Annotated in this window: 22 protein-coding genes; 11 read left to right on the top strand and 11 right to left on the bottom strand. The window is 37.5% G+C overall.

Annotated features, from left to right (window positions below; all coding sequences use genetic code 11):
* Window positions 1-74: 74 nt before the first annotated feature.
* From ASU31_RS05615 to ASU31_RS05590, 6 genes are all read left to right on the top strand, one after another.
* The gene (locus tag ASU31_RS05615; RefSeq protein WP_057931395.1) at window positions 75-848 is read left to right on the top strand and encodes an alpha/beta hydrolase; all 774 of its coding nucleotides are present in this window, start codon (window positions 75-77) and stop codon (window positions 846-848) included.
* Between the two features lie 195 nt (window positions 849-1,043).
* Window positions 1,044-2,849, top strand: a complete 1,806-nt coding sequence (typA, locus tag ASU31_RS05610) for a translational GTPase TypA (protein ID WP_057931394.1) — start codon at window positions 1,044-1,046, stop codon at window positions 2,847-2,849.
* 508 nt (window positions 2,850-3,357) lie between these two features.
* A complete protein-coding gene (locus ASU31_RS05605) occupies window positions 3,358-4,284 on the top strand; it encodes a lysophospholipid acyltransferase family protein (protein ID WP_057931393.1) in 927 nt (308 codons plus the stop codon).
* 90 nt (window positions 4,285-4,374) lie between these two features.
* The gene (locus tag ASU31_RS05600) at window positions 4,375-5,289 is read left to right on the top strand and encodes a lysophospholipid acyltransferase family protein (RefSeq protein ID WP_057931392.1); all 915 of its coding nucleotides are present in this window, start codon (window positions 4,375-4,377) and stop codon (window positions 5,287-5,289) included.
* 40 nt (window positions 5,290-5,329) lie between these two features.
* Entirely contained in the window at window positions 5,330-6,520 is a 1,191-nt protein-coding gene (locus tag ASU31_RS05595; protein WP_057931391.1) for a serine hydrolase domain-containing protein, read from the top strand.
* A gap of 194 nt (window positions 6,521-6,714) precedes the next feature.
* A complete protein-coding gene (locus ASU31_RS05590; protein WP_057931390.1) occupies window positions 6,715-7,758 on the top strand; it encodes a hypothetical protein in 1,044 nt (347 codons plus the stop codon).
* Window positions 7,759-7,874: 116 nt separating this feature from the next.
* Here ASU31_RS05590 and ASU31_RS05585 read toward each other — a convergent pair whose 3' ends face one another.
* The 4 genes from ASU31_RS05585 to ASU31_RS05570 form a co-directional block, all read right to left on the bottom strand.
* Window positions 7,875-8,435, bottom strand: a complete 561-nt coding sequence (locus ASU31_RS05585) for a type 1 glutamine amidotransferase domain-containing protein (protein ID WP_057931389.1) — start codon at window positions 8,433-8,435, stop codon at window positions 7,875-7,877.
* 75 nt (window positions 8,436-8,510) lie between these two features.
* A complete protein-coding gene (locus tag ASU31_RS05580) occupies window positions 8,511-9,200 on the bottom strand; it encodes a hypothetical protein (protein WP_057931388.1) in 690 nt (229 codons plus the stop codon).
* 3 nt (window positions 9,201-9,203) lie between these two features.
* Entirely contained in the window at window positions 9,204-9,950 is a 747-nt protein-coding gene (locus ASU31_RS05575) for a glycosyltransferase family 2 protein (protein ID WP_057931387.1), read from the bottom strand.
* Window positions 9,951-10,103: 153 nt separating this feature from the next.
* Entirely contained in the window at window positions 10,104-11,384 is a 1,281-nt protein-coding gene (locus ASU31_RS05570) for a glycosyltransferase family 4 protein (RefSeq protein WP_083505276.1), read from the bottom strand.
* 73 nt (window positions 11,385-11,457) lie between these two features.
* Here ASU31_RS05570 and ASU31_RS05565 point away from each other — a divergent pair, with 73 nt between their 5' ends.
* The 3 genes from ASU31_RS05565 (at window position 11,458) to ASU31_RS05555 (ending at window position 17,091) form a co-directional block, all read left to right on the top strand.
* Entirely contained in the window at window positions 11,458-14,655 is a 3,198-nt protein-coding gene (locus ASU31_RS05565; protein ID WP_057931386.1) for a S41 family peptidase, read from the top strand.
* Window positions 14,656-14,814: 159 nt separating this feature from the next.
* Window positions 14,815-15,564, top strand: a complete 750-nt coding sequence (locus ASU31_RS05560) for a class I SAM-dependent methyltransferase (protein ID WP_057931385.1) — start codon at window positions 14,815-14,817, stop codon at window positions 15,562-15,564.
* A 6-nt stretch (window positions 15,565-15,570) separates the two neighbouring features.
* Complete coding sequence (locus ASU31_RS05555) at window positions 15,571-17,091, top strand: rhomboid family intramembrane serine protease (RefSeq protein ID WP_057931384.1); 1,521 nt, start codon at window positions 15,571-15,573, stop codon at window positions 17,089-17,091.
* Between the two features lie 11 nt (window positions 17,092-17,102).
* Here the strand turns inward: ASU31_RS05555 and ASU31_RS05550 are convergent, their stop codons facing one another.
* Window positions 17,103-18,554: an alpha-L-fucosidase gene (locus ASU31_RS05550; RefSeq protein ID WP_083505292.1), complete on the bottom strand. Its 1,452-nt coding sequence runs from the start codon at window positions 18,552-18,554 to the stop codon at window positions 17,103-17,105.
* Window positions 18,555-18,718: 164 nt separating this feature from the next.
* On the opposite strand from ASU31_RS05550, the gene ASU31_RS05545 reads away from it, so the two are divergent.
* On the top strand, window positions 18,719-19,396 hold the full coding sequence (locus ASU31_RS05545; protein WP_057931383.1) for a hypothetical protein: 678 nt from the start codon (window positions 18,719-18,721) through the stop codon (window positions 19,394-19,396).
* Window positions 19,397-19,453: 57 nt separating this feature from the next.
* Window positions 19,454-19,861 (top strand): hypothetical protein, encoded by a 408-nt coding sequence (locus ASU31_RS05540; RefSeq protein ID WP_057931382.1) that lies wholly within the window; start codon window positions 19,454-19,456, stop codon window positions 19,859-19,861.
* Window positions 19,862-19,917: 56 nt separating this feature from the next.
* On the opposite strand, the gene ASU31_RS05535 is transcribed toward ASU31_RS05540, so the two are convergent.
* From ASU31_RS05535 to ASU31_RS05510, 6 genes are all read right to left on the bottom strand, one after another.
* Window positions 19,918-20,685, bottom strand: a complete 768-nt coding sequence (locus ASU31_RS05535; RefSeq protein WP_057931381.1) for a ThuA domain-containing protein — start codon at window positions 20,683-20,685, stop codon at window positions 19,918-19,920.
* Between the two features lie 40 nt (window positions 20,686-20,725).
* The gene (locus ASU31_RS05530; protein WP_057931380.1) at window positions 20,726-21,160 is read right to left on the bottom strand and encodes a low molecular weight protein-tyrosine-phosphatase; all 435 of its coding nucleotides are present in this window, start codon (window positions 21,158-21,160) and stop codon (window positions 20,726-20,728) included.
* Window positions 21,161-21,162: 2 nt separating this feature from the next.
* Window positions 21,163-21,600: a hypothetical protein gene (locus ASU31_RS05525; protein ID WP_057931379.1), complete on the bottom strand. Its 438-nt coding sequence runs from the start codon at window positions 21,598-21,600 to the stop codon at window positions 21,163-21,165.
* Window positions 21,601-21,697: 97 nt separating this feature from the next.
* Complete coding sequence (locus ASU31_RS05520) at window positions 21,698-22,504, bottom strand: S1/P1 nuclease (protein ID WP_057931378.1); 807 nt, start codon at window positions 22,502-22,504, stop codon at window positions 21,698-21,700.
* 1 nt (window position 22,505) lies between these two features.
* Window positions 22,506-23,021 (bottom strand): hypothetical protein, encoded by a 516-nt coding sequence (locus ASU31_RS05515; RefSeq protein WP_057931377.1) that lies wholly within the window; start codon window positions 23,019-23,021, stop codon window positions 22,506-22,508.
* A gap of 5 nt (window positions 23,022-23,026) precedes the next feature.
* On the bottom strand, window positions 23,027-23,374 hold the full coding sequence (locus ASU31_RS05510) for a hypothetical protein (protein WP_157257931.1): 348 nt from the start codon (window positions 23,372-23,374) through the stop codon (window positions 23,027-23,029).
* Between the last annotated feature and the right edge of the window lie 64 nt (window positions 23,375-23,438).

Raw genomic sequence — 23,438 nt, 5'->3', positions numbered from 1 at the left:
ATTTTAACTTAGGTTAAAATTATTGCTGTTTTTAAGCTGGAGATTTGAGGTATCAAATTAAAACTAAAAACAACATGAAAACTTTAAAATCAAAAACAATCGTACTTGTACATGGCTTGTTTGTAAACAACAAAAGCTGGGCAGCCTGGAAAACTTTCTTCGAAGCCAAAGGTTACACCGTTTATACACCTGCAAATCCATCTCACGAAGGTGATCCAACAACTTTAAGAACCAACATTGATCCAAATTTAACCAAGGTGAATTTTGTAGATGTGGTTAACAACCTGATAAAATTTATCGATACTTTATCCGAAAAACCAATTTTGATCGGCCACTCATTGGGTGGCCTGACTGTTCAAAAATTAATGGATCTTGGTAAAGGTGAAGCAGGGGTAATGATTGATGGCGCTCCTCCAATGGGCATTATTCCATACGAATGGAGTTTTTGGAAATCTAATTTTACAGTTGTTAATCCGTTTAAAGGCAACTCTGTTTTTATGCCAACCAAATCGTGGTTTCATTACACCTTCGGTAATACTTTGCCCAGAGCCGAATCGGATAAAGTCTTTGAGGAATTTGTGGTACCAGAAAGTAGAGCAATTGCCTGGGGAACGTTAAAAAGTTATGCCAAAGTTGATTTTAAAAAAGCCCACCAACCTTTATTATTTATCGCGGGCGAAAAAGACCATATCATGCCAGCTACTTTAAACAAAAGAAATTTTCAAGCTTACAGAAATCCAGATAGCGTAACCGATTTTAAAATGTTTGAGGGAAGGGGACATTTCATCGCTGGTGAAAAAAATTGGGAAGAAGTAGCAACTTATATCTACAACTGGATTAAAAATTAAATTCGGGATAGGTTTGCTTAGGATTTTCTAACAATCCAACGAAAGGCAAGTGCATAATAAACTTGAAAAACATTGTGCTCACCTTTCTGTTTTAAATGAGATAATTACAACATTATCATCATATTAAATAGTGATAGATATAGTAGAAAATCCATTTCAAAACACTATCTTTGCGCCAAATTTGAGGCGCATTTTATGCAAAAGATTAGAAATATAGCTATTATAGCACACGTTGACCACGGCAAAACTACTTTGGTTGATAAGATTTTACATTCTTGTTCTATTTTTCGTGACAACGAACAAACAGGAGATTTGATATTGGACAACAACGATTTAGAGCGCGAGCGTGGTATCACGATTGTATCTAAAAACGTATCGGTTCAATACAAAGACGTAAAAATTAACATTATTGACACTCCTGGTCACGCGGATTTCGGCGGTGAGGTAGAGCGTGTTCTGAAAATGGCAGATGGTGTACTTTTACTTTGCGATGCTTTTGAAGGTGCAATGCCTCAAACGCGTTTCGTAACGCAAAAAGCTCTAGCCCTTGGTTTAAAACCAATTGTGGTAGTAAACAAAGTGGATAAAGAAAACTGTCGCCCAGAAGAGGTTTATGAGCAGATTTTCGAATTGTTCTTTAACCTTGAAGCAACTGAAGATCAATTGGATTTCCCTGTAATTTACGGTTCATCTAAACAAGGATGGATGAGTACCGACTGGAAAGTGCCAACTACTGATATTTTCGCTTTATTAGATGCGGTTGTGGCTAACATTCCACCTGCACCAATTAACGACGGTACTTTACAGATGCAGATCACTTCGTTAGATTATTCATCTTTCGTAGGTCGTATCGCAATCGGTCGTGTACACCGTGGTACAATTAAAGAAAACCAACCGGTTACTTTAATCAAACGCGATGGTAAAATCGTAAAATCAAGAGTAAAAGAACTTTATACTTTCGAAGGTTTAGGTAAAATCCGTACTACAGAAGTAAGTTCAGGTGATATTTGTGCAGTTGTAGGTATTGATGGTTTTGATATTGGCGATACAATCGCTGATTTTGAGGCACCAGAACAATTACCGGTTATCAGCATTGATGAGCCAACGATGAACATGTTGTTTACCATTAACAACTCTCCATTTTTTGGTAAAGAAGGTAAATTAGTAACTTCTCAGCGTATTAAAGAACGTTTGTACAAAGAGATGGAGAAAAACTTAGCATTAAAAGTTGTTGAAACAGCTTCTCCTGATGCTTGGTTGGTTTATGGCCGTGGTATTCTCCATTTATCTGTATTAATTGAAACGATGCGTCGTGAAGGTTATGAGATTCAGGTAGGTCAGCCTCAGGTTATCATTAAAGAAATTGATGGTAAGAAACATGAGCCGATTGAAACTTTAATCGTTGATGTTCCGGGCGAAGTTTCTGGTAAAGTAATCGAATTGGTAACTCAACGTAAAGGTGAGTTGTTAATTATGGAGCCAAAAGGCGATTTACAGCACTTAGAATTCGAAATCCCTGCACGTGGTATCATTGGTTTACGTAACAACGTTTTAACTGCTACAGCAGGAGAGGCGATTATGGCACACCGTTTCAAAGCTTATGAGCCTTGGAAAGGTACAATCCCTGGTCGTTTAAATGGTGTATTGGTTTCAATGGAAAAAGGACAAACTACTGCTTATTCAATCGATAAGTTACAAGATAGAGGTCGTTTCTTTATTGATCCGGGAACTGATGTTTACGAAGGTCAGATTATGGGTGAGCACATCCGTGATAACGATTTAGTGGTAAACGTGGTAAAAGGTAAAGCATTAACCAATATGCGTGCCTCTGGTACTGATGATAATACCCGTATTGCACCGGCAATTAAATTCTCTTTAGAAGAGGCTATGGAATATATCCAGGCTGATGAGTATATCGAGGTTACACCGCAAAGCATGCGTTTACGTAAAATCTTCTTAACTGAACAAGAACGTAAAGTTAAAGGGAAGCAATTCGCTTAAAGCCTAAATCCCCTAATGGGGACTTAAAATATATATCACTAAAGCCTCGATGTAAATCGGGGCTTTTTTGCGTTTAAATAGTTTTCAGAATTGACAGCTTTAATCATAAATAGACCCTGAATTTGTCAATTGAAGGAATTAGATTCTTAGGTGGTGATAAAATAATAAGGAAAGCAGTTTCAGTACATTTTTTAATGTTAGTCCTTCTTTCCGCTAAATCCCCGATGAAGAATCGGGGGATACCGCTGCAATAAGGTTTAGAGTTGTTAGGGCTGTGCTCATAGGCATGGTTAAATTCATCTAATCTGTAGAGTTGACGGATTTAATGGCTGCTGGAACTTTCGGGTAAGTGGTTTTCGGCAAATTGAATTGTTAATCAAATACTTAGTTTTTTGTCAGCCATTTTTCATAAAACCTTTGGGAATAAAAAACTAACAATTTGATGGCAATTAATTTTGCGATCAGCCTTAATTTTGTGTTTTTGCAAGCAAACTAATCATCCCATATCATGATTAATAAAGGGTTATCCAAAATGGGTATATTTTTATTAAATATGCTCTCGCTGTTGCCGCTATTTATTTTATACAGATTGGCAGATGCTTTTTATGTGTTAATATTTTATGTTTTTGGCTACCGGAGGAAAGTGGTTAAAGAAAATCTGGTTAATGCATTCCCCGAGAAAAATACTGCCGAAATCAATGCCATAGAGAAACGTTTTTATAAATTTTTTTCTTCACTTTTTATTGAGGTGATTAAAATGAAAAGCATTTCTAAAAAAGAATTAAATAAAAGGGTAAAATTTAAAAATACCGATCTGGTAGAAGCTTATCTTAAAAATAACGAAAGTGTGCTTTTCTGTTCATCACATTATGGCAATTATGAATGGGTGTGTATGGCTATTGGTTTAAATTTTTCGGGCGAACATTTCCCGATTTATAAACCTTTAAGCAGCGAAGCTTTTGATAACTGGTTTTTGACTACGAGAAGCAAATTTGGCAACCATATGGTATCGATGCGTCAAACTTTAAGGGCTATTCAATCCAATAAGAATAAACCAACCATGTTTACCTTTGGTAGCGATCAGGCGCCTTCAAAAGATGAATCGAATTACTGGACGACCTTTTTAAATCAGGAGTCTTCCATCCAGCTAGGGGTTGAAAAAATAGCCAGAAAAACAAACCGCCCTGTCTTTTATCTGAAAATTAATTATCTAAAAAGAGGCTATTACGAAGTAGATTGTGTACCGATCTGTTTAAACCCAGCAGAAACTGCTGAGTTCGAAATCACCGAAATGCATACACACTTTTTAGAGGATATGATCAAAGAAGCACCTGCATATTGGTTATGGAGCCACCGCAGATGGAAATATAAACCTGAGCAAAAGATTTCAGAAATCATCAAAAAAGATCAGAACATAATGGATGCCATGGCTTAGGCTAATCCATTTGTCTAAATATGAAATCTAACATTTTCGTGGCATAATTTTTTAACGTGCTTTTTAAATTAGCACTTTAAAATTTCTGGTATGATTAAAAAGGGGATTTCCCATATGGGAGTATTTTTTTTAGGCGTATTATCTCTGCTTCCATTATCTGTTTTATACATTTTGGCCGATGGAGCTTATTTACTACTCTATTTTGTTTTCGGCTACCGACGTAAAGTTGTTCGTGAAAATTTATTAAATGCGCTTCCTGATAAAACATTAGAAGAGATTTTGGTTATCGAAAAACGCTTTTATCGGTACCTCGCTTCGCTGGTCTTCGAGATTATTAAAATGAGCAATATCTCAAAAAAAGAAATCGAAAGGCGTTTCGTATTTAAAAACAAAGAGCAGGTTCAGGAATATTTGGATCGGGGAGAAAGTGTATTGATCTGTTCAGCACATTATGGAAACTGGGAATGGGGTACCTTAGGTATCGGGCTCAATTTTTCTGCAGACCATTATCCTATTTATAAACCCTTAACCAATCCAGTTTTCGATACTTGGTTTAAAAAAGTACGAAGCAAATTCGGTAACAAATTAATTGCTATGCGACAAACCATGAGGGCTTTGCAGGCGAGTAAAAATAAACCGAGCATATTTAGTTTTGGGAATGACCAGGCACCCTCGAAAGACGAATCACATTATTGGACAAGTTTTATGCATCAGCCCAGCTCTGTTCAGTTAGGGATTGAAAAAATTGCAAAACGTACCAACCAGCCTATCTTTTATTTCAAAATCAATGTGCTTAAACGAGGCTTTTATGAGGTAAATTGTGTGCCTCTTTGTTTAAATCCGGCCAGGACCACTGAGTTCGAAATTACTGAAATGCACACCCGTTTTTTGGAAGAAATTATCAGGGCAAAACCCGAGTATTGGTTGTGGAGTCATAAAAGATGGAAATATAAGCCTAAACATCAACTTCTTTTTACTACAAATGAATTTCTAAAGCAGGCATAATTTCCTAAATATTTTATATTTGTTGGTATAACGCCTACCCATGAAAACTTTCAAAAAAATACTCTTAATTCTGATTTATTCATTTTTTTTATCGCTGTTTGCGCTATTTCTTTGGAAGCCCTACCTGTTAAGTGTGCTAAAAAATAGAACACCTGGTGCCGAAACATATAAAATTTTCCCTCAGGAAATTTCGCATAAAAGTGATTCTGCCTTTCATTTTATCAGATCGGCCAGGCAACGGAACGATTTAGATACACTTCATGTCCTGGATGGAAATAATCAATCTATTCCCTTGAAAGAGTATTTAAAAAATGGGCAGATCAATGTTTTTATCGTAATCAGGAATGATAGTATTCTGTACGAAAAATATGACAAGGGTTATCGTGATAGCACCCTAACCACCATGTTTTCTGGTGCCAAAAGCATAATTTCTATTATGATCGGGCAAGCATTAAATGATCATAGCATAAAAAATTTAAACGATAAGGTAACCGATTATATTCCTGAGTTGAAATCGAATCCTGCTTTTGAGGAGATCACATTAAAAAATCTTTTAGATATGAAATCAGGTCTGGAGTTTCAGGATGCTGTAGGTGGAATTGTTAAGGCATTTTTTTCTGATGAAGCCAAATATTATTATACGGATGATATGAAAGCCCAGTTGATGAAAGTTAAACTGGTAAATAAACCAGGCACGGTTTGGAAGTACAAAAGTATTGATCCGATTTTATTGGGCTGGGTTTTAAAAAAGGCAACGGGTAAATCAGTAGCGCAGTATTTCGAAGCTAATGTATGGAAACAGATCGGTACGCAATATAACGCCACCTGGGGATTAGATCAGGTTAACGGTTTAACAAACACTGCAAGTCGCTTTCAGGTTACGGCTATCGATTTTGCCAAAATTGGTCGATTATATTTAAATAAAGGTAAATACAATGGTAAACAGATCGTTCCAGAAAGCTGGGTAAATCAATCGATAAATATAGGTGCCGAAAAACCTGCATCTGCAAAAGGCTGGCAAAAATCAGCCCATCACTATCTTTGGTGGATTCCGCAGGAAGGTGATAACGGCGATTATGCTGCAGAAGGCATGCTCGGCCAAAGGTTGTACATTGATCCGAAAACAAATACCATTATTGTTCAGTTTGCCGATCATGGCGCAGGGAATTATCCCTATCGAAAAATCAGCAGGTATTTGAATGGATTGCCATTTAGTTATCCAAATCGTTAGTAACCACCGAGCACACTAAGGTTTCACAGAGACAAAAGAGAGAATGGATGATTTTCTTTCTTGTTGGCCACAAAGCATTTTTACTGGTTTAAACTATGCGCTGTTAGCTCTGTGACGTTCTCGGTGCGCTCTGTGGTTAATATTCATGGCAAAAAAAATAATATATTTTCTATAAAACTGTACATTGCCGCTGCATGGAAAACAACGATGTAAGAATTTCGAAAAAGAAACCGATTTTTCCGGTAACGCCTGCTTTGCAGAAATATTTACGCACTTACCAACGGGAAGCAAAATTACCCATCGGTTATAATGATTTAATGCAGTTTAACGAGGCTTTCCCTTTAATGGATAAGTTTGGTAAAGATTCGCTCTGGGAAGGCCCGATATATGCACAGGATTTAATTGAAACCTTGCATGATGGTTTAAAAGAAATTTATGCAAACCTAAAAGCATCGGGTAATTTGAGAATCGTTGAACACAAGTACATCGATAAAATAGAATATTGCACCTTCGGAAATACCCATCCATTTCGTATCCGCATTGTAAACCGTTTAAATGATGTTTACGATTATTTCTACATCAAAAAAGCCGATGCTTCGCGGATTTACGGTTTAGAAATGGAAGAAATCCTTTCGCCCAATCAGGTAAATTATCTTGTTGATGGCAATACCTTAGTGGAAGAACATATTGCGGGGATTCCGGGTGATGTTTTTACAAAAGGACAATTATATACACCTGAGTTTAATCCGACCAGGATTGCTAAAGAGTTTGTTAAGTTTAACGAACGCTGTTTAATTATGCTTTTGGGCGATATGCGCGCTTATAACTTTGTGGTACAGATTACACCTGATTTTGATGATATTCAGTTTCGCATCCGTGCAATAGATTTCGACCAACAGTTTTACGAAGGGAATTTAAAGGTTTATTTGCCCCAGTTTTTTAAAGAGAACTTGCCATATGTAAAAATGAGTATGGAGCAATTAACTGAGAAAACCGTACTGCAGTACCAACAAGAAGAACGTTCGTCTATTGTGCACCGTGTAAGAAGCGAACGGCACCGTCTAACCGATCTCCGTGATGTTTCTAATAAGGAAGAATTAACCACACCCGAAAATATAGCTTTGCTGAAACAGAGTATGAGCGATTATTTTAACGATGCGAATTATTTACGCTGTAAAACCATGACCGACATTATTGAATTGAACATCAAAAATATTATTAGGCAGGTTAAATTGTAAAGTGCTGTGGTGTCAGATGGTAACATCTGACGGCACGTAGAAAAGACAAAAAATAAAAACGGCTGACAAATTTGCCAACCGTTTTTGAGTGAATCTAGAAAGAGCGTCCAAAGTTTTTAGGCATGCTGCCCTTCGTGAACACCTTCGGCAAATTCCTCTACAATTTTATCATTAAAAGCAGGTAAATCCTTTGGTGTACGGCTCGTAACCAAACCCTGGTCTACAACTACTTCCTCGTCTGACCAAAGTGCGCCTGCATTGATCAGATCCTGTGAAATATTTTTTACCGAAGTCAGTTTTCGGCCCTGAACCACATCTGCGTTAATTAGGGTTTGAGGCCCGTGGCAGATTGCCGCAACAGGTTTCCCATCGGCAAAGAAAGATTTTACAAAGGCTATTGCATCTTCGTTAACACGTAACTGATCGGGATTAATTACACCACCTGGTAAAAGCAAACCGTTGTAATCTTCGGCATTTGCTTCCGAAATGGTTTTGTCTACATCAACTTCTATCGACCAATGATCATGGTCCCAGGCTTTTATTTTTCCGCTTTTTGAGGAGATAATGTGAACGGTTGCGCCCTCTTCTCTTAACCTTTTAACAGGTTCGGTTAATTCTACTTCTTCAAATCCGCTTTCTGTAAGTACAGCAATAGTGCGGTTACTTAATTGTCCCATAATCTTTAATTTTTAATAAGGTGATGTATTAAAAGACAGTTAGGGAAAATTATTGTTTTTAGAAATTTGAGATTATTAGAAAATCTCAATGGTTGTTTCCTTGTCAAGTTCTTGAAAATAGAATGCATCAAAAATCACTCTGCTTACAATGGTTTTGATAAAAATAGCATCTTTAAAATTATCCAAACCGTAAGTGAAAATTAATGAATCAGCGTGTTTTTCCTCTTTAAAACCGATTGATTTAAGTACAGCTATGGTGTTTTTATCTAAGATGCGCTGTTTTTTAAGCTTTTTTATATTGGTAACTGATAATAAAATTTCCTTATCCGTGCGTTTAAACAATATGGCCAATTTATTTTCTTTTTTCAAGTTGAAAATAAATCCTTCAATCTTCTGTTCTACCAAATCAAATATAGCATCATCAAACTCTTGCCCATCGTTAAAATAACCTGCTTTATAACTGTTTAGTTGATCTAATTTCCGATCAATCTGAGCAAGCATGTGGGTTCTGTGCTCATTAGATTCTTCAAACTCACTTTTTTCAACCAAAAAATCGATTGTCCTTTTTAATCGTTCTTTTTCTTGCGTATATGGATCAATTAGTGATTTGATCAGTGCAATCTGGTGCTGTATTCTGTTGAGATTTTTAGAATTTAAACGAATTGCTTTATAATCACCATCAATCCGATCTTCTTCGATTATAGACTCGATTAATTTTTTTTCCTGTTCATAGATAGAGAGTAGCGCGTTAATTTCTTCATTCATAAGCTAGTCGTTCGTTCTACGGTGCTTAACAAAATACAAAGCCAGGTTACCTGCAATGATAATATGATTAAAGATATTCGGTACTAAGCCATAATATTTGGTGAAGATTTTAAACCGTTCTTTTAAGCTCTCGCGGTGTTTTTTCTTACTCATGCCACCAACCAGATATTTGGCTACATAACGGTGAACATTAACAATATTAGATGCCTTTTTTGCCGCTTTGATGATCCAATCAATATCTGAACTGTACTTATAAGTTAAATCGTATGGCGTAATAATACTACGGCGGATATAAATGGCCTGGTGGCTAATGTTCATGCCGTATTTAAAGCTGGTCCAATCAAACTCTTCGGGAGCCTCGTGCCTTCTGCGGCCTAAATTTTCCCAGTTATCATTGTACATTTCCGTTTCTCCGTAATAAATATCGGCACCAGGGGCAGAGGTAAAAACATCTTCTACTGTTTGTTCATCATAAATCTCATCACCTGAGTTCATAAATAAAACATAATCGCCCGTCGCTAATGCTAAACCTTTGTTCATGGCATCATAAATACCTTTATCTGGTTCAGATACAATTTTTGTAATCTGATCTTTATAACGCTCAACAATCTGCAAAGTGCCATCCGTTGATGCACCGTCTATTACAATATATTCGATTTTTTTATAGGTCTGTTTAAGGATAGACTGAATAGTACGCTCGATATCGCGAACGTTATTGTACACAATGGTGATGACAGTTAGCTTTGGCAAGGGCTGGGTTTTTGGATTGGAGTAAATTTAATAAAGATTGTGCAAATTTTTCTCCCTCAAGGTGAAAATGAAATTGGGTAAACATTTTGCATCAAAACGCACTGTAGTCTATCTAAATTCCCTTGATTTCTGTGTTTTTGTGGCGCGCTTAATTTACTTCGGCTGTAAATCAATCAACGTTTCGTAAAGATGGATATGCTCCGCAGCGATTACTTCTTCCGAGAAATCTGTTAAAATACTTAATCTGGCTGCTTTTTGGATTTCTTCTTTATTTGGACGATGGTAGAGCCACTCGATACCATTTGCCAAATCTTCAGCATTCTGGTATTCAGCCAGGTAGCCATTCTGCATGTGTTTCACCATATCCGGAATCCCCCCCGTAGTAAAGGCAACAACAGGCGTAGCACATGACAAACTTTCCATTACTGTATTGGGTAGATTATCTTCGAGAGAAGGCGTAATAAAAACATCGGCCGCCGAATAACATTTTGCCAAATGATCGTCTTTATTAATGGTACCCAAAAATATAGTTTTAAAAGGAAATTCGGGCATTTCTGCATTTTCCTTATTACCGAAAATAACCAATTCAATATTTTCTTTTTGTATTCCAGCTCTGCGCGAAAGGATTTCTAAAGCTTCGATTAAATAAGGGGTTCCTTTATGTTTGTCGTTTTTTGAGGGCATAAATCCGCTCATCAATACAAATTTATCCGGATTGATTTTTAAGATTTTTTTCGCCTCCGATTTAACATAAGGTTTAAAAATTTTTGTTTCAATCGTATTCGGGATAACTGTAGCTTTCCTTGTGCCCAACAAGCTGCTGAACTTTACCGATGCAGCCATCCATTTACTTGGCGCAACAATGTGGAAATTCAATTCTGTATAAGCCTTTTGTTTACGCACCCAGGTTTTGTGCGAAATATCATTTTTTCCGCTGATTTTTAAAATCGGGCAATTACCGCATTGCTGGTGAAAATTTTCGCATCCATAACGCACATGGCATCCACCTGTAAAAGCATTGCTATCGTGAAAAGTCCATACAATTGGCTTTTCCAGTTCATCAAGCTGAGCTAAAAACTTAGGATTTAAGAAACCATGGTTTACCCAGTGTAAATGGATAATATCAGCATTTTTAACCTCGGGATGGTTAATTACCGAACGGCCAAACCATTGCAAACTGAATGGGGTTTTTACCGATTTACTCAACCATTTGGCAAAATACCTTTCTGATAAAATATTATAAATAGCTCTGGCTTTTTGAAAGGGTGATTTGCTAAAAGTATCAATCTTCGGGTTTTGCCCAAATTTATAGTAAACCAATACTTTCGAATCGATTCCACTTGCCTTTAAGGCATCACTTAAACGCAAACAGGCACGTCCTGCTCCGCCATTTCCATCGTAGGTATTTAGGTGTACTACTTTCAAATCAATCAAAAATACATTTTATTGTTTACGAATATAAAATCTGTTGTGTAATTTAAGGCATCAAAGCCAAACAAAATAAATCATGATCAAATCCCTGTTAAAATCACTTGCAACACTTGCATTTTTGTTGCCCATTTATACTTTTGCTCAAGGTCAAACCTACTTTGCGGCATACCCTGCTTTAACGCCCGATGCACAAACAATAGTATTCAGCTATGATGGTGATATCTGGAAAGTACCGGTAAAAGGAGGCGTAGCTTCGAGGATTACCGCCATGCCGGGAGAAGAAATTAATCCGAAAATATCTCCTGATGGGAAATGGATGGCTTTTTCATCCAATCAGTTTGGTAATTACGACGTGTACGTTATGCCTTTAACCGGTGGTGATATTAAACAATTAACTTTTAACGACGCTGCGGATGAAGTAGATAACTGGAGCTGGGATTCAAAAACAATTTATTTCACATCTGGTCGCTATAATTCTTTTTCGAGTTATAAAGTAAGTGTAAACGGTGGTACGGCTGTTCGTTTATTCGACAATTATTTCAATACTACGCACCACATCGCTGAGTCGCCAAGTGGTGAACTGTTTTTTAACGATACCTGGGAGAGTTACCGATTTGCAAACCGCAAACACTACAAAGGAGCCTACAATCCAGATATTCAATCGTACAACCCAAAGTCGAAAAGCTATAAACGTTATACCGATTATATCGGGAAAGATTTCTGGACCAGTGTTGATCAAAAAGGGAATGTCTTTTTTGTATCAGATGAGGGCAATGAGGAATACAATCTGTACACTTTTATTGGTGGCAAGAAAACAAGCCTGACTAATTTTGATACTTCCATTAAACGCCCCTTTGTTTCGGCCAATGGAACTACAGTTGTGTTTGAGAAGGATTATCAATTGTACACCTACGATGTAGCTTCGAAGAAAACCGAGAAAATCAATATCAGTACTTCGCGTAACCAAGTGTTGAGTAAAGAGCAGGAGTACGACGTTCGCGGAAATATTTCGGCTTTTGATGTTTCTACCGATGGAAAAAAAATGGCTTTTATTTCGCGTGGTGAAGTATTTGTAAGCGATGCAGACGGAAAATTTATCCGTAAGATTACCAATAGCGGCGAACGTGCTTTAGAATGCAAATGGCTGGCCGATAACAAAACGATTTTGTTCAGCCAAACGGCAAACGGCTATCAGAACTGGTTTACCATTACCGGCGACGGAAAAGGATCGGTAAAACAGCTTACAAAGGATAAAGCAAATGTACGCGATATTACCTTGAACAAAACCAAAACCATGGCGGTATACCTGAGCGGTAGAAATGAGCTCAAACTGATGGATCTTAAAACTTTCGACGCAAAGACATTGGTAACCGACGAGTTTTGGGCTTTGCAAAGCGCTGCGCCAAGCTTTTCACCTAATGATGAATATGTACTTTTCACTGTATACCGGAATTTCGAGCAGGATATTATGGTACATAACATTAAAGGTAATAAAACCATCAATTTAACTAATACAGGTGTTACCGAAACAGGTCCAGCGTGGTCGCCAGATGGCAAATACATTTTCTTTACCAGTGCCCGCACCAAGCCTTCTTACCCAACGGGAATGCAGAATGCGCACATTTACCGTATGGCGTTGAACAATTACGATGAGCCTTACCGTTCTGATAAGTTCGATGATCTGTTTAAAGAAACCAAGCCTGCACCAACTGATGTCAAACCAGCGGTACCTGATAAGAAAAATGATAAAAAAGCAAAAACAGATACAACTAAAAAGAAGACTGAGGTAAAACCTACACCAAAACCAGCAAATGTAATTACCATTAATACGCAGGATATTTTAGATCGCATAGAACTGGTTGGCCCTTCATTTGGTGGCCAGTACGGAACTGATGCTTTTGCAAAAGGCGATAAAACTTATGTTTTTTATTCATCTAACCACGAAGGTGGTGCCCCAGGACTTTACCGCACTACCATTGAGCCTTTTGAAGCCAATAAAACAGAAAAAGTTGCCGATGGAGGTGATTACTCAATAGTATCGACTGGTGATAAATTTTTCGTTTTATCAAGAGGTGCAATCAACAAATATACCTTGGAAGGGAACAAGCTTGACCGCGTAGACCACGGTTATAAATTTACCAGAAATCTGAATGCCGAGTTTAATCAGATGTTTTACGAAACCTGGGTAGGTTTGGATGAGAATTTTTACGACGAAAAATTCCACGGCGTAGATTGGGATAAAATGAGAACACGTTATGCCGCTTATCTGCCTTATGTGAACAACCGCAGCGACCTGAGGATTTTATTGAACGATATGCTGGGCGAACTAAATTCTTCGCACATGGGCTTTAACAGCGCGGGGGCAGAGGAACGCAAAAACCTTACTTACATCACCAACGAAACAGGAATCATCTTCGATAATGAAAATCCTTTAAAGGTTAAACGTATTGCGGCTAAAAGTAATGCCGCCCGTACTGGAACCAATATTTTGGCAGGAGATATTCTGACAGAAGTAAACGGTGTTAAGGTGGATGAAAAAATAGACCGCGATTATTATTTTAGTAAACCATCATTGGATAGAGAAATCACTTTGACCTTTAAGCGTAACGGAAAAGATGTTTTTGTAAACGTACATCCGGAAAGCTCGGGTAATTTGCGTGGAAATCTTTACGATGAGTGGATCACTCAAAACCATAAAAATGTTGATAAATGGAGCAACAACAGGGTTGCTTACTCTTACATGAAAAACATGGGTAGTGGCGAATTGGAAACTTTTTTGTTGGATATGGTTGCACAAGAAGAAAATAAGGAAGCCATTATCCTCGATCTGCGTTACAATACCGGAGGGAACGTACATGATGATGTGCTAAAATTCCTTTCTCAGCGCCCTTATTTACAATGGAAATACCGCGGCGGCAAAATGGCTCCTCAAAGTAATTTTGGCCCGGCAGCGAAGCCAATTGTATTGCTAATTAACGAACAATCTTTAAGTGATGCTGAAATGACGGCTGCAGGGTTTAAACAATTAAAATTGGGTAAGATTATCGGTACAGAAACCTACCGTTGGATTATTTTTACTTCTGCTAAAGGTTTGGTTGATGGCTCTTCTTACCGTTTACCATCGTGGGGCTGTTATACCATGGATGGCAAAAACATCGAAAAAGAAGGCGTTAAGCCAGATATCTTCGTGAAAAATACTTTTGAAGACCGTCTGGCAGATAAAGATCCTCAACTCGAAAAAGCAGTGGCAGAGATTTTGAAGGACCTTAAGTAGGGTTAATCGGAAGAAGCGTTAATCGGTTAGTGTTTAAATCGGTTAATTGTATATAGCATGGTGCTGTCTACAATTAACCAATTTCACAGTTTAAACAGTTAACCACTTTAACAATTAACCAAATTTTTCCGTTTCTTTGGGATTGGAATTATTTAAAACATGGCAAATTTATTAACCGACAGGGCTTTTTGGGTAAATTATTGGGAAAGTAAAAAAGGACTAGCGGTTCAGTTACCTTCAAACTATTTATTTCATCAGCAACTGGCCGATGTTATTCAGAGAGATAATGTTAAAACCGCTATAGAATTGGGTGGTTTTCCGGGTTATTATGCCGTATTCCTGAAAAAATATTTTCAGCTTGATGTTACCCTTCTCGATTACTTTGTTCATCCACCGGTTGTAAATGAGCTTTTAGAAAAGAACGGATTAACCGAAAAGGATATCCATATCATTGAAACTGATCTTTTTAATTACACGCCCGAAAAGCAGTACGATCTTGTACTAAGCTGCGGTTTAATCGAACATTTTAACGATACTGCCGATATTATTAACCGTCATATTGCCTTTGTAAAACCAGGCGGTACTTTATTTATCACCTTACCAAATTTTAAAGCAGTTAATGGCTGGTTCCAAAAGAATTTCGATAGAGAAAATTATGATAAACACAATATCGATAGCATGAACCCAGTGTTATTGAAATCCATCTGCGAACAGGCCGGACTTAAAGAAGTAAAATCGGGTTATTTTGGCCGTTTTAGTGTGTGGTTGGAAAATGAAAGTCAGAAATCGGCAGGCGTTCGCCTATTTAAGAAAGTAGTTTGGCTGACTGGAAAAGTATTTACAAAGATTATCCCATTCGAAAGCAAAAATCTATCACCTTATATTATCTTAGTAGCGAAAAAAATATAACGCGCTATGTCAATCAGTTGGGGGTACTCGCCTAAAATTGAAAAATATATTCCTTTGGCCGATTTTCCGGCAGATAAATATTTAATTGTTGCTAAGCAGGCCATCGAAAATCTCGGCTGGAGCCTTAGTCATGTATCTGAAAGCGGGTTAATTGCTTATACACCAATATCTTTCCAGTCCTATAGTGAAGAAATATCTATCCGTATCCATGGAAATTTCGCAGTGGTAAAGAGTGAGTGTGTAGGGATTCAAATGTTATTTAATGATTATGGAAAGAACGATTTAAACCTCGAAAAATTTTTTCACGAATTTGAATACGTAGAATTCAACCTGAAGGATGTTTGGGAAGAAAATCTGTATAAATTCCACCAATTTATAGCAACGCAGGACGATCGCTACTTCGAAAAAGCCCCTCTGGCAACTAAGAATAAGATCAAAAATATTTTCTTCCTGTTTTTTCCTCAAAAAGGCTATACAGCAACGCCAATTTTGGTGCTCATCAATATCTTTTATTATTTGGCATTTGTTCTTTTCTCGATAGTATACCTGAAGTATCAGTTTGTAAGAAATGGAAGCAGTTATGATACGGATTTTATAGAAGAGCTAAAAAAGATAGCGTTAAATTTTGGGGTTAACCAACGTAATTTAGTCCTTAGCGGCCAATATTGGCGCTTGATTACTTATCAGTTTATTCATGGATCGCCATCACATCTATTTTTTAATATGTATGCCCTGGTTTATCTGGGGTTAATGATCGAAAATAAGCTCGGCTGGAAAAAATGCCTCTTTATTTATTTGATGAGTGGGGCTTGCGGTGGCCTAGTGAGTTTGATCTTTCACCAGGAAGGGGTGATGATGGGCGCTTCAGGGGCTATAATGGGCTTATATGGAGCTTTTATCGCCTTATTAATTACTAAATCTTTTGAACGTAAAGCAACGAAAGCATTATTAGTGAGTACATTGGTTGTCTCATTACTGGTGCTCGTAAATGGCGCCTTTGGCAAAAGGGTAGATAATGCTGCACATATTGGGGGTTTTATTTCAGGCTTTATTTTTGCCTGGTTACTTACTTATAGATGGGGCAAAACTTTTGAAGTAAAAAGCTGGGCAAGATACGCAGTTGCTGTTCTATTATTCTTAATGTTTTTTAGTGGAATAATTTACTTTAATCCAAAGTATGACACTGAAGAGTATCGCAAGTTAAGCAATACTTTTAATGAGAATTTGCGATCACTGAACGGAATTATGAACTTAAAAATTTCTTTGCCAAAAGATGTTAAATTAACTTCTATCAAACAAGAAGGAATTATTCCTACCGAAAGGAATTTGGTCGTAATTAAACAAATGCAGGCTTTAAATTTAAAACCTGAGGATGTTAAAGAACGGAATGAAAAAATAAAACTCAGTAAAGTATCCTATCGGGCTGTAATGCTGATGTACAGAGATATTAAGGCTGATAGCACTTACCGGTACAGTAAACAAACTTCCACTGCATTAGGGAATGTATTTGAGATACTTTACAAATAGACTAAATTAATTTAAACAGCTTTTTTATATATCCCGATTTCACTTAACGTAATACAAACCGGAGATTTAGTAATGGTTATTTTTACTTTATTACTCGTAACCGGGCTGTCCAGTTTAATTAAACGTTTTGCACCAATGCTTGTGCCATCGTAAACTTTCTTCCAGGCATTGTTGTCAAATACCTCAATGGTGTAAGCTTCTATTCGCTGACCCAAGGGAATATACTCTTGTAGGCTAATGATATCAAAGGTTTTAGCTGTTTTTAAATCTACTTCTAAACTTGCCTGGTGAATATTATCCTGCGTGGCCCAGTAACTCTCCCTTTTACCATCAAGCAGGGTAGTAACATCATACTTTTTGCCTCTACTATTGCTCGTTTTAATTTGAGCATTTTTGGCCAGGTTATTCTCGAAAGTATGTTTAACCATGTCGCCAAAAGTTTTCAGTGCAGCAACATCATCCTCGTGAAGTTGTCCACGGGTATCGGGTGCTAAGCCCAGATCTAAACCTGCGCCACGGCCAACACTTTTTAAGTATAGATCGAACAGTGTTTCTGGGGTTTTAGGCTTTTCATTGGCATGGTAAAACCACCCTTTTCTTAAAGGAACATCGCATTCTGCTGGCATCCAGAATTTACCGTTTCGTATTCCTTCAGGACTTTGCGGATAATTTGCCTGGCCGGGAACAGCTTCATTTTTTCCGTCAGGTGCCATTGGTGTAAAGGTAGCCCAGGAGGTTGGCGCTGCATGACCATCTTCATTGCCCACCCAGCGGATATCCAAACCGATGTCGCTAAAAATATTGGCCATGGGCTGCATGTTGCGGGTAATGGCCCAGGTATTTTTCCAGTCGTAATAGGTAGTGTTATCTATCGAGCGTTTTTCTTTTGCACCACCATAATAGCCATCACCACCGTTTGCGCCATCGTGCCAGCTCATAAAAAGTTCGCCAAAATTGCTGTAAAGTTCTTTTAACTGGGCCTGGTAGATGGCCAGATATTTATCGGTACCATAAAGCGCATTATTCCTGTCCCATGGCGAGCAGTATACCCCAAACTTTAAACCGTTTTTGCGTACGGCCTGTTCCACCTCTTTAACTAAATTTCCTTTTCCTGCTCTGAAAGGACTTTTACTGATATTATAATCGGTCGTTTTGGTTGGCCATAAAGCAAATCCATCATGGTGTTTGGCTACCAAAATAATCCCTTTCAAACCACCAGCTTTAGCGGCTTTAATAATCTGATCGGCATTAAAATCTGTCGGGTTAAATGTTTTAGGATCCGCATCGCCAAAGCCCCATTCTTTGTTTTCGAATGTAGTTGGCGTAAAATGGATTAGGCCGTAAACTTCAATATCATGCCAGGCCAGTTGCCTTTTTGATGGTATTGCACCGTAAAGTTTAGGCGGTGTTTGGGCGTAAATTGCTGTTGTTAAGAATAGAAAAAGAATTAATATGGGCTTCATCATCATTATAGCTTAGATCTAACTAAAGTACAAAAAAATACCAGCTGAAGGAAAAGAGTTAATCAATATTTAACTTCTTGAAAATGTAAACACGAAATTATTTTTACATCTTGATCGTTACATGGATTCACCAAACATTTAATTTCAGTTTACGTTAATTAATTATGAGCGCTTTTATCCAGAATCCTCCCGATGGAGGTACAATATATACCGAAACGAACCTTAATCAGCTTTTTCCTGAGCCATTTAATGCAATAACAAGTTGCTTTTTTTTAGCTATTGCGGTGTATTGGACAATAAAAATTTGGGGAAATTTCAAACAGCATAGCTTTCTAACCATTGCCTTAGTTTTACTTTATATAGGCGGAATTGGAGGCACCACTTATCACGGATTGAGGCGTTGGCCGATTTTTATTATGATGGACTGGATGCCGATTATGCTCTTATGTCTTTCGGCCGGGGTTTACTTTCTTTCCAAACTAACCAGATGGTATTTTGCCGTTTTAATTGTAGCCGTTTATGCATTCTTTCAATTTTACGTGCGACGGCTCTTTAGCAATGGTGATTTCCAGATCTTCATCAACATCAATTATGCTTTTATGGCCGCACTGGTTTTATTTCCGGTATTTGGGTACCTGATTAAAACGGAATGGAAAAATGGTAAATGGGTTGGTTTTGCCTTAATCGCTTTCATATTCGCGCTAACTTTCCGAATTGCAGATAAGTGGGACGTATTTACAATTGGTACTCACTTTTTATGGCACACTTTCGGGGCCGTAGCTTCTTTCTGTATGCTGAATTATATTTATTTGGTTAATCTGAAAAAAGCCAGATCTTCATAAATATTTATTCCTAAAAGGTGTAAATTATTTACCTTAGTTAAATATATAACTATTGAAATGAAAAAAATATTGATTTTATCTGCCCTGATATTGGGCCTAAACTTTGTGTCTCATGCACAAAGTCTTTTAAGTAAAGTTGGAACCGCTGCAGCAGCAAGTACGGGTTTCGATGCGGCAAGCTTAGCCTCTGGTATTATTGGTAAACTTACTCCTGCCTTAAGTTTAACCCCGGCTCAAAAACCAACCGTAACTACAATTGTGAAAGATTTTTTGGTGCAGAAGGCAACCATTATGGCTACTCAAAAAACAGATCCTGCTGCTTATCAAAGCAAATTTGGTAAATTGTTTTCTGGATTGAAATCGAAACTGGGGACCGCTTTAACGGTTGCGCAGTTGGCCAAGTTTACTTCTTTAAAACCTGCTACACCAAGTGCAAGCAATGTGCTTTCTCAGTTATTTTATTAGATAGGAATGAAAGGTTGAGCCTACTGATTAATTGTTCAGCAAGCTCAACCTTGAGCTTATAATTTTGAATGAGCTTTACTGTAGTTCAGTTTCTTTTGTCCGCCTATGGCATATTCAATGCCTCCCCATAAATGGTTCTGGAATTTATCTTCTGTCCAGCCTTCTTTGGTATGGCCCATACAGGTATAGAAAGCCCTTCCGCCATCAAAATTGTGGTACCAGCTAAAAGGATGGGAATCGCCATTTTTACCGCCAGTATACGATTTTTCATCTAAGGTAATCAGCACTTTAATATCTTGATTGATATCCTTAAAGTTATATAACTCATCTTTTCTCATCCAAACTGAATCGGTAAAGAATTTGGTTGAAGGATGTTTTTTATCTTTAATGATAAATTTAGCTTCCTGTACGGCTGGGTGACTGATGAAATAAGCGCCGGCCAATTTACCGTACCAAGGCCAATCGTATTCAGTATCGGTTGCGGCATGGATGCCCACATAACCTCCACCTGCCTGGATATACCTTTCGAAGGCTACCTGTTGTTTATTGTCTAAAACATCGCCTGTTGTATTTAAAAAAATAACAGCGGCATATTTTTTAAGGTTATCTTCTGTAAACAGATCGGCATTTTCTGTAGTATCCACATCAAAATGATGCTCGGTGCCCAATTTTTGGATAACTTCTTTTCCAGTTTCAATAGAGTTGTGCCTAAAGCCTTTGGTTTTGGAAAAAACTAAAACTTTTGCCGATTTCTTAGCGGTTGTATAGCTTTGGAATAAAAAAACGGATACAATTAATAAACATAGGGACAGGTATTTTTTCATTTTTGCTGACTTGGTTAGTGATGGATATTGAGCTTTAAATTTAAGAAAGTTGTTTGATAATTTCTATACATCTTTCTTCAACCTGCCTGCAAACGGGGTTAAACAGGGCATTATCCCAATATGGGTCTGTAACTTCGTCGTTATCAAGAAAAAGTTTAACCTTTTTTCGCTCTTCCTCACTTTTAGCAAGGTTTTTAACATCAGCTAAATTATTCCGGTCCATAACCAAAATCAGATCGTATTTAGCAAACATGGAGTGGTTAAATTGTTGTGCCCGCTGTTTGCTTATATCGTAACCTAGCGCTTTCGCTGCCGAAATACTCCTGTGATCTGGGGCTTTGCCAATATGCCAATTGCCCGTTCCTGCCGAAGCAATTTCCCAGTTTAAATGCTGTTTGTCTGCCAGGTGGCGCATAATGCCTTCGGCCAGCGGCGAACGGCAGATGTTACCGAGACAGACCATTAAAATTTTCAATATTATTGTGCTTTAAAAGTATATACCACTTTGTAATAAATTACTCCGGGCGTATTTGCTATTGTATAAGTTAAGGTACTACCATTTACATTGCAAATAATCTCTGATTCGGGATTGCCGCCTAAAATTATCTGCTCGCCCGATCTTCTCCATTTTTTTTGATTGGGGCCATTTTCTGCCATATCACAAAGCGACCCGGTAGAGGATAGCTGGTAAGTTCCGTTAGTAAGAAAGGTTAGGGTGTAATTGTTAGATAGGCAGCCGTTATCACCTTTCAGTTTTTTATAATCGGTAATAAATTCCCCTTTTATATTTAAAGCCGGTGAAACAACCGCTGTTTCTAGTACCCATTTTTGTTTGGTAATGGGATCTTCTTCCTGATTTTTCTTTTTGCACGAAAGAGAAAAAAGCACCAGTGTGAGCAACATTAATTTTTTCATAGTTTTAGTTTTTTTACTTAAACGATGATGATCGGCTTAGTGCTACAAAGAAAAAAAATACCCAAACTATTGCTTTGGTATTTTTACTTAAATGGCTTTATCCGTAAATATCATTTAACATTTTAGCCAACCGAACACCACCTTTTAATAGCTGTTCGTTAAGGGTTTCAACCCAATCAAAATTGTAGCGGTAGCTTAATTTAGCATCTGGTTTGGTGGTATCGTAAATTTTGTTGCAAATGGTGTAGGATTCGTAAATACAATCTTTAAGGCCTGTGTTCTGCCAGTTGTAAAGTTGAACAGCCGAAGGGTGATTAATTGCTTTCGCATATTCTGTATAGCTTAACTGTTGATACTCGATAAGCTGTTCATCCCAAACCCTGTGGATGTTCGATTTTTCATTGAACCATAACACCGAAATTCGGTTACCACCCAAATCATCTTTACGGGCAACATGCATAGGTTGGCATAAATCGCCCGCCAGGTGAACCAACATGCGTAAAGCCAATTTCTTTTCGGCTGGGGTGCTACTTGCTTTTTTTAATACAGCAATTAGATCAGGTATTTTGTTGTAAAGATTAGGCGACTTTTCAGTTTCTAAAAAGTTGTAAACGCCATCTTTGTTTAGTCCTGCCGGAAGATTAACAAAATGCCAGTTATACATGTAATTGTAGGTAGAATCTGATTTGATAAAATCGCCCCAGTTGGCACTCATGGCCAAAGTTTCGTAACCTAAAATACCCTGAATAGCCTTGCGTGTTTTAGTTTTTAAGTAACTGTCGGCAATTTCGCCAACCACCCGGTGACCAATGGTACCCCAGGCATTTGCCTGAATTGGTAAATAGGCTAAAAAACCAAAAACTAGCGCAATGGTTAATTTCTTTTTAATTGATGTTAAAATCATTTTATAATTCTTTTTGTACGCAGGTAATTTTTTCTTTGAGGATTAATTTGATTTCGCGTTGGTCGCTTAAACTTTCTAACAATAATGTATCTGCAGATTTCTTTTTGATCAGGAAGTTCTTATCATATCGGCCAATGCGGTAACATCCCGATATTTTCTGTTTATAGTTAGCGTGTGTAAAGGTGGCGCCAACAAATAGGGTATCACCTTTAACTACGTAAACGCCTTTGGCATATTCTTTCCAAATGCCATTGTTGTAACAGGAATCTTCATAAAAATTTACTTTGCTGTGGGTAACCATATCAATATAAACAGAATCGCAGGTAAATTTGAAATGGTGCTGTGTGTAGTTGCTCAGTTTATTGCTAAAAGCGACGGAATCTTGATTCCAAACGCCTTGCATAAAATCTTCACCTTTGCCCTGTATATTAGGCCGCGGACTACAAGCTACATGTAAGATAGATAACGTAAAAAGGATGATGTAGAAAATCTTTAAACCCGGGTGCAGCTTGTTCATTATTATTAATCGATGCTTTTAGGAAACTGATCGTGTGTTGCAGTATTCTTTTTAATGGTATTGATAATCAGGATTAAAAAGCCGGCTGCAAAACAAATATTGGCTAGTGCACCGATAATACCGATTAAAGTATAATATTTTGAAATTTCAGTATAGGGGATATTCCTGCTACTAATCCATAGTGGCAATAGAATATAAAATAAGTGTATCAGTATACCAATTCCCGAGCCTATGGTCATTAAAATGGCTTCAACTACATTTTTTTTTGCTAAAAAATAGCAGCAGGTTCCAAATACAATGCATGGAGCTATAAAAGATAACGCGCTCATGAGTATAGAGAGTATAGAATTCATTTTGCCTATGTTTTAATTAACCGTATTGATTAGAACTGTAATTGTTGAAGCTAGCAAAGAGGTT

Source organism: Pedobacter ginsenosidimutans (assembly GCF_001442625.1).
In the GTDB taxonomy this organism is placed as follows: domain Bacteria; phylum Bacteroidota; class Bacteroidia; order Sphingobacteriales; family Sphingobacteriaceae; genus Pedobacter; species Pedobacter ginsenosidimutans.
Note: the sequence above shows the minus strand (reverse complement) of the source record. Positions and strands in the feature narration are given on the sequence as shown.

Coding starts and splice junctions, on each gene's coding strand:
- ASU31_RS05615 (WP_057931395.1), top strand. CDS start 75: ATGAAAACTTTAAAATCAAAAACAATCGTACTTGTACATGGCTTGTTT.
- typA (WP_057931394.1), top strand. CDS start 1,044: ATGCAAAAGATTAGAAATATAGCTATTATAGCACACGTTGACCACGGC.
- ASU31_RS05605 (WP_057931393.1), top strand. CDS start 3,358: ATGATTAATAAAGGGTTATCCAAAATGGGTATATTTTTATTAAATATG.
- ASU31_RS05600 (WP_057931392.1), top strand. CDS start 4,375: ATGATTAAAAAGGGGATTTCCCATATGGGAGTATTTTTTTTAGGCGTA.
- ASU31_RS05595 (WP_057931391.1), top strand. CDS start 5,330: ATGAAAACTTTCAAAAAAATACTCTTAATTCTGATTTATTCATTTTTT.
- ASU31_RS05590 (WP_057931390.1), top strand. CDS start 6,715: ATGGAAAACAACGATGTAAGAATTTCGAAAAAGAAACCGATTTTTCCG.
- ASU31_RS05585 (WP_057931389.1), bottom strand. CDS start 8,435: ATGGGACAATTAAGTAACCGCACTATTGCTGTACTTACAGAAAGCGGA.
- ASU31_RS05580 (WP_057931388.1), bottom strand. CDS start 9,200: ATGAATGAAGAAATTAACGCGCTACTCTCTATCTATGAACAGGAAAAA.
- ASU31_RS05565 (WP_057931386.1), top strand. CDS start 11,458: ATGATCAAATCCCTGTTAAAATCACTTGCAACACTTGCATTTTTGTTG.
- ASU31_RS05560 (WP_057931385.1), top strand. CDS start 14,815: ATGGCAAATTTATTAACCGACAGGGCTTTTTGGGTAAATTATTGGGAA.
- ASU31_RS05555 (WP_057931384.1), top strand. CDS start 15,571: ATGTCAATCAGTTGGGGGTACTCGCCTAAAATTGAAAAATATATTCCT.
- ASU31_RS05550 (WP_083505292.1), bottom strand. CDS start 18,554: ATGAAGCCCATATTAATTCTTTTTCTATTCTTAACAACAGCAATTTAC.
- ASU31_RS05545 (WP_057931383.1), top strand. CDS start 18,719: ATGAGCGCTTTTATCCAGAATCCTCCCGATGGAGGTACAATATATACC.
- ASU31_RS05540 (WP_057931382.1), top strand. CDS start 19,454: ATGAAAAAAATATTGATTTTATCTGCCCTGATATTGGGCCTAAACTTT.
- ASU31_RS05535 (WP_057931381.1), bottom strand. CDS start 20,685: ATGAAAAAATACCTGTCCCTATGTTTATTAATTGTATCCGTTTTTTTA.
- ASU31_RS05525 (WP_057931379.1), bottom strand. CDS start 21,600: ATGAAAAAATTAATGTTGCTCACACTGGTGCTTTTTTCTCTTTCGTGC.
- ASU31_RS05520 (WP_057931378.1), bottom strand. CDS start 22,504: ATGATTTTAACATCAATTAAAAAGAAATTAACCATTGCGCTAGTTTTT.
- ASU31_RS05515 (WP_057931377.1), bottom strand. CDS start 23,021: ATGAACAAGCTGCACCCGGGTTTAAAGATTTTCTACATCATCCTTTTT.
- ASU31_RS05510 (WP_157257931.1), bottom strand. CDS start 23,374: ATGAATTCTATACTCTCTATACTCATGAGCGCGTTATCTTTTATAGCT.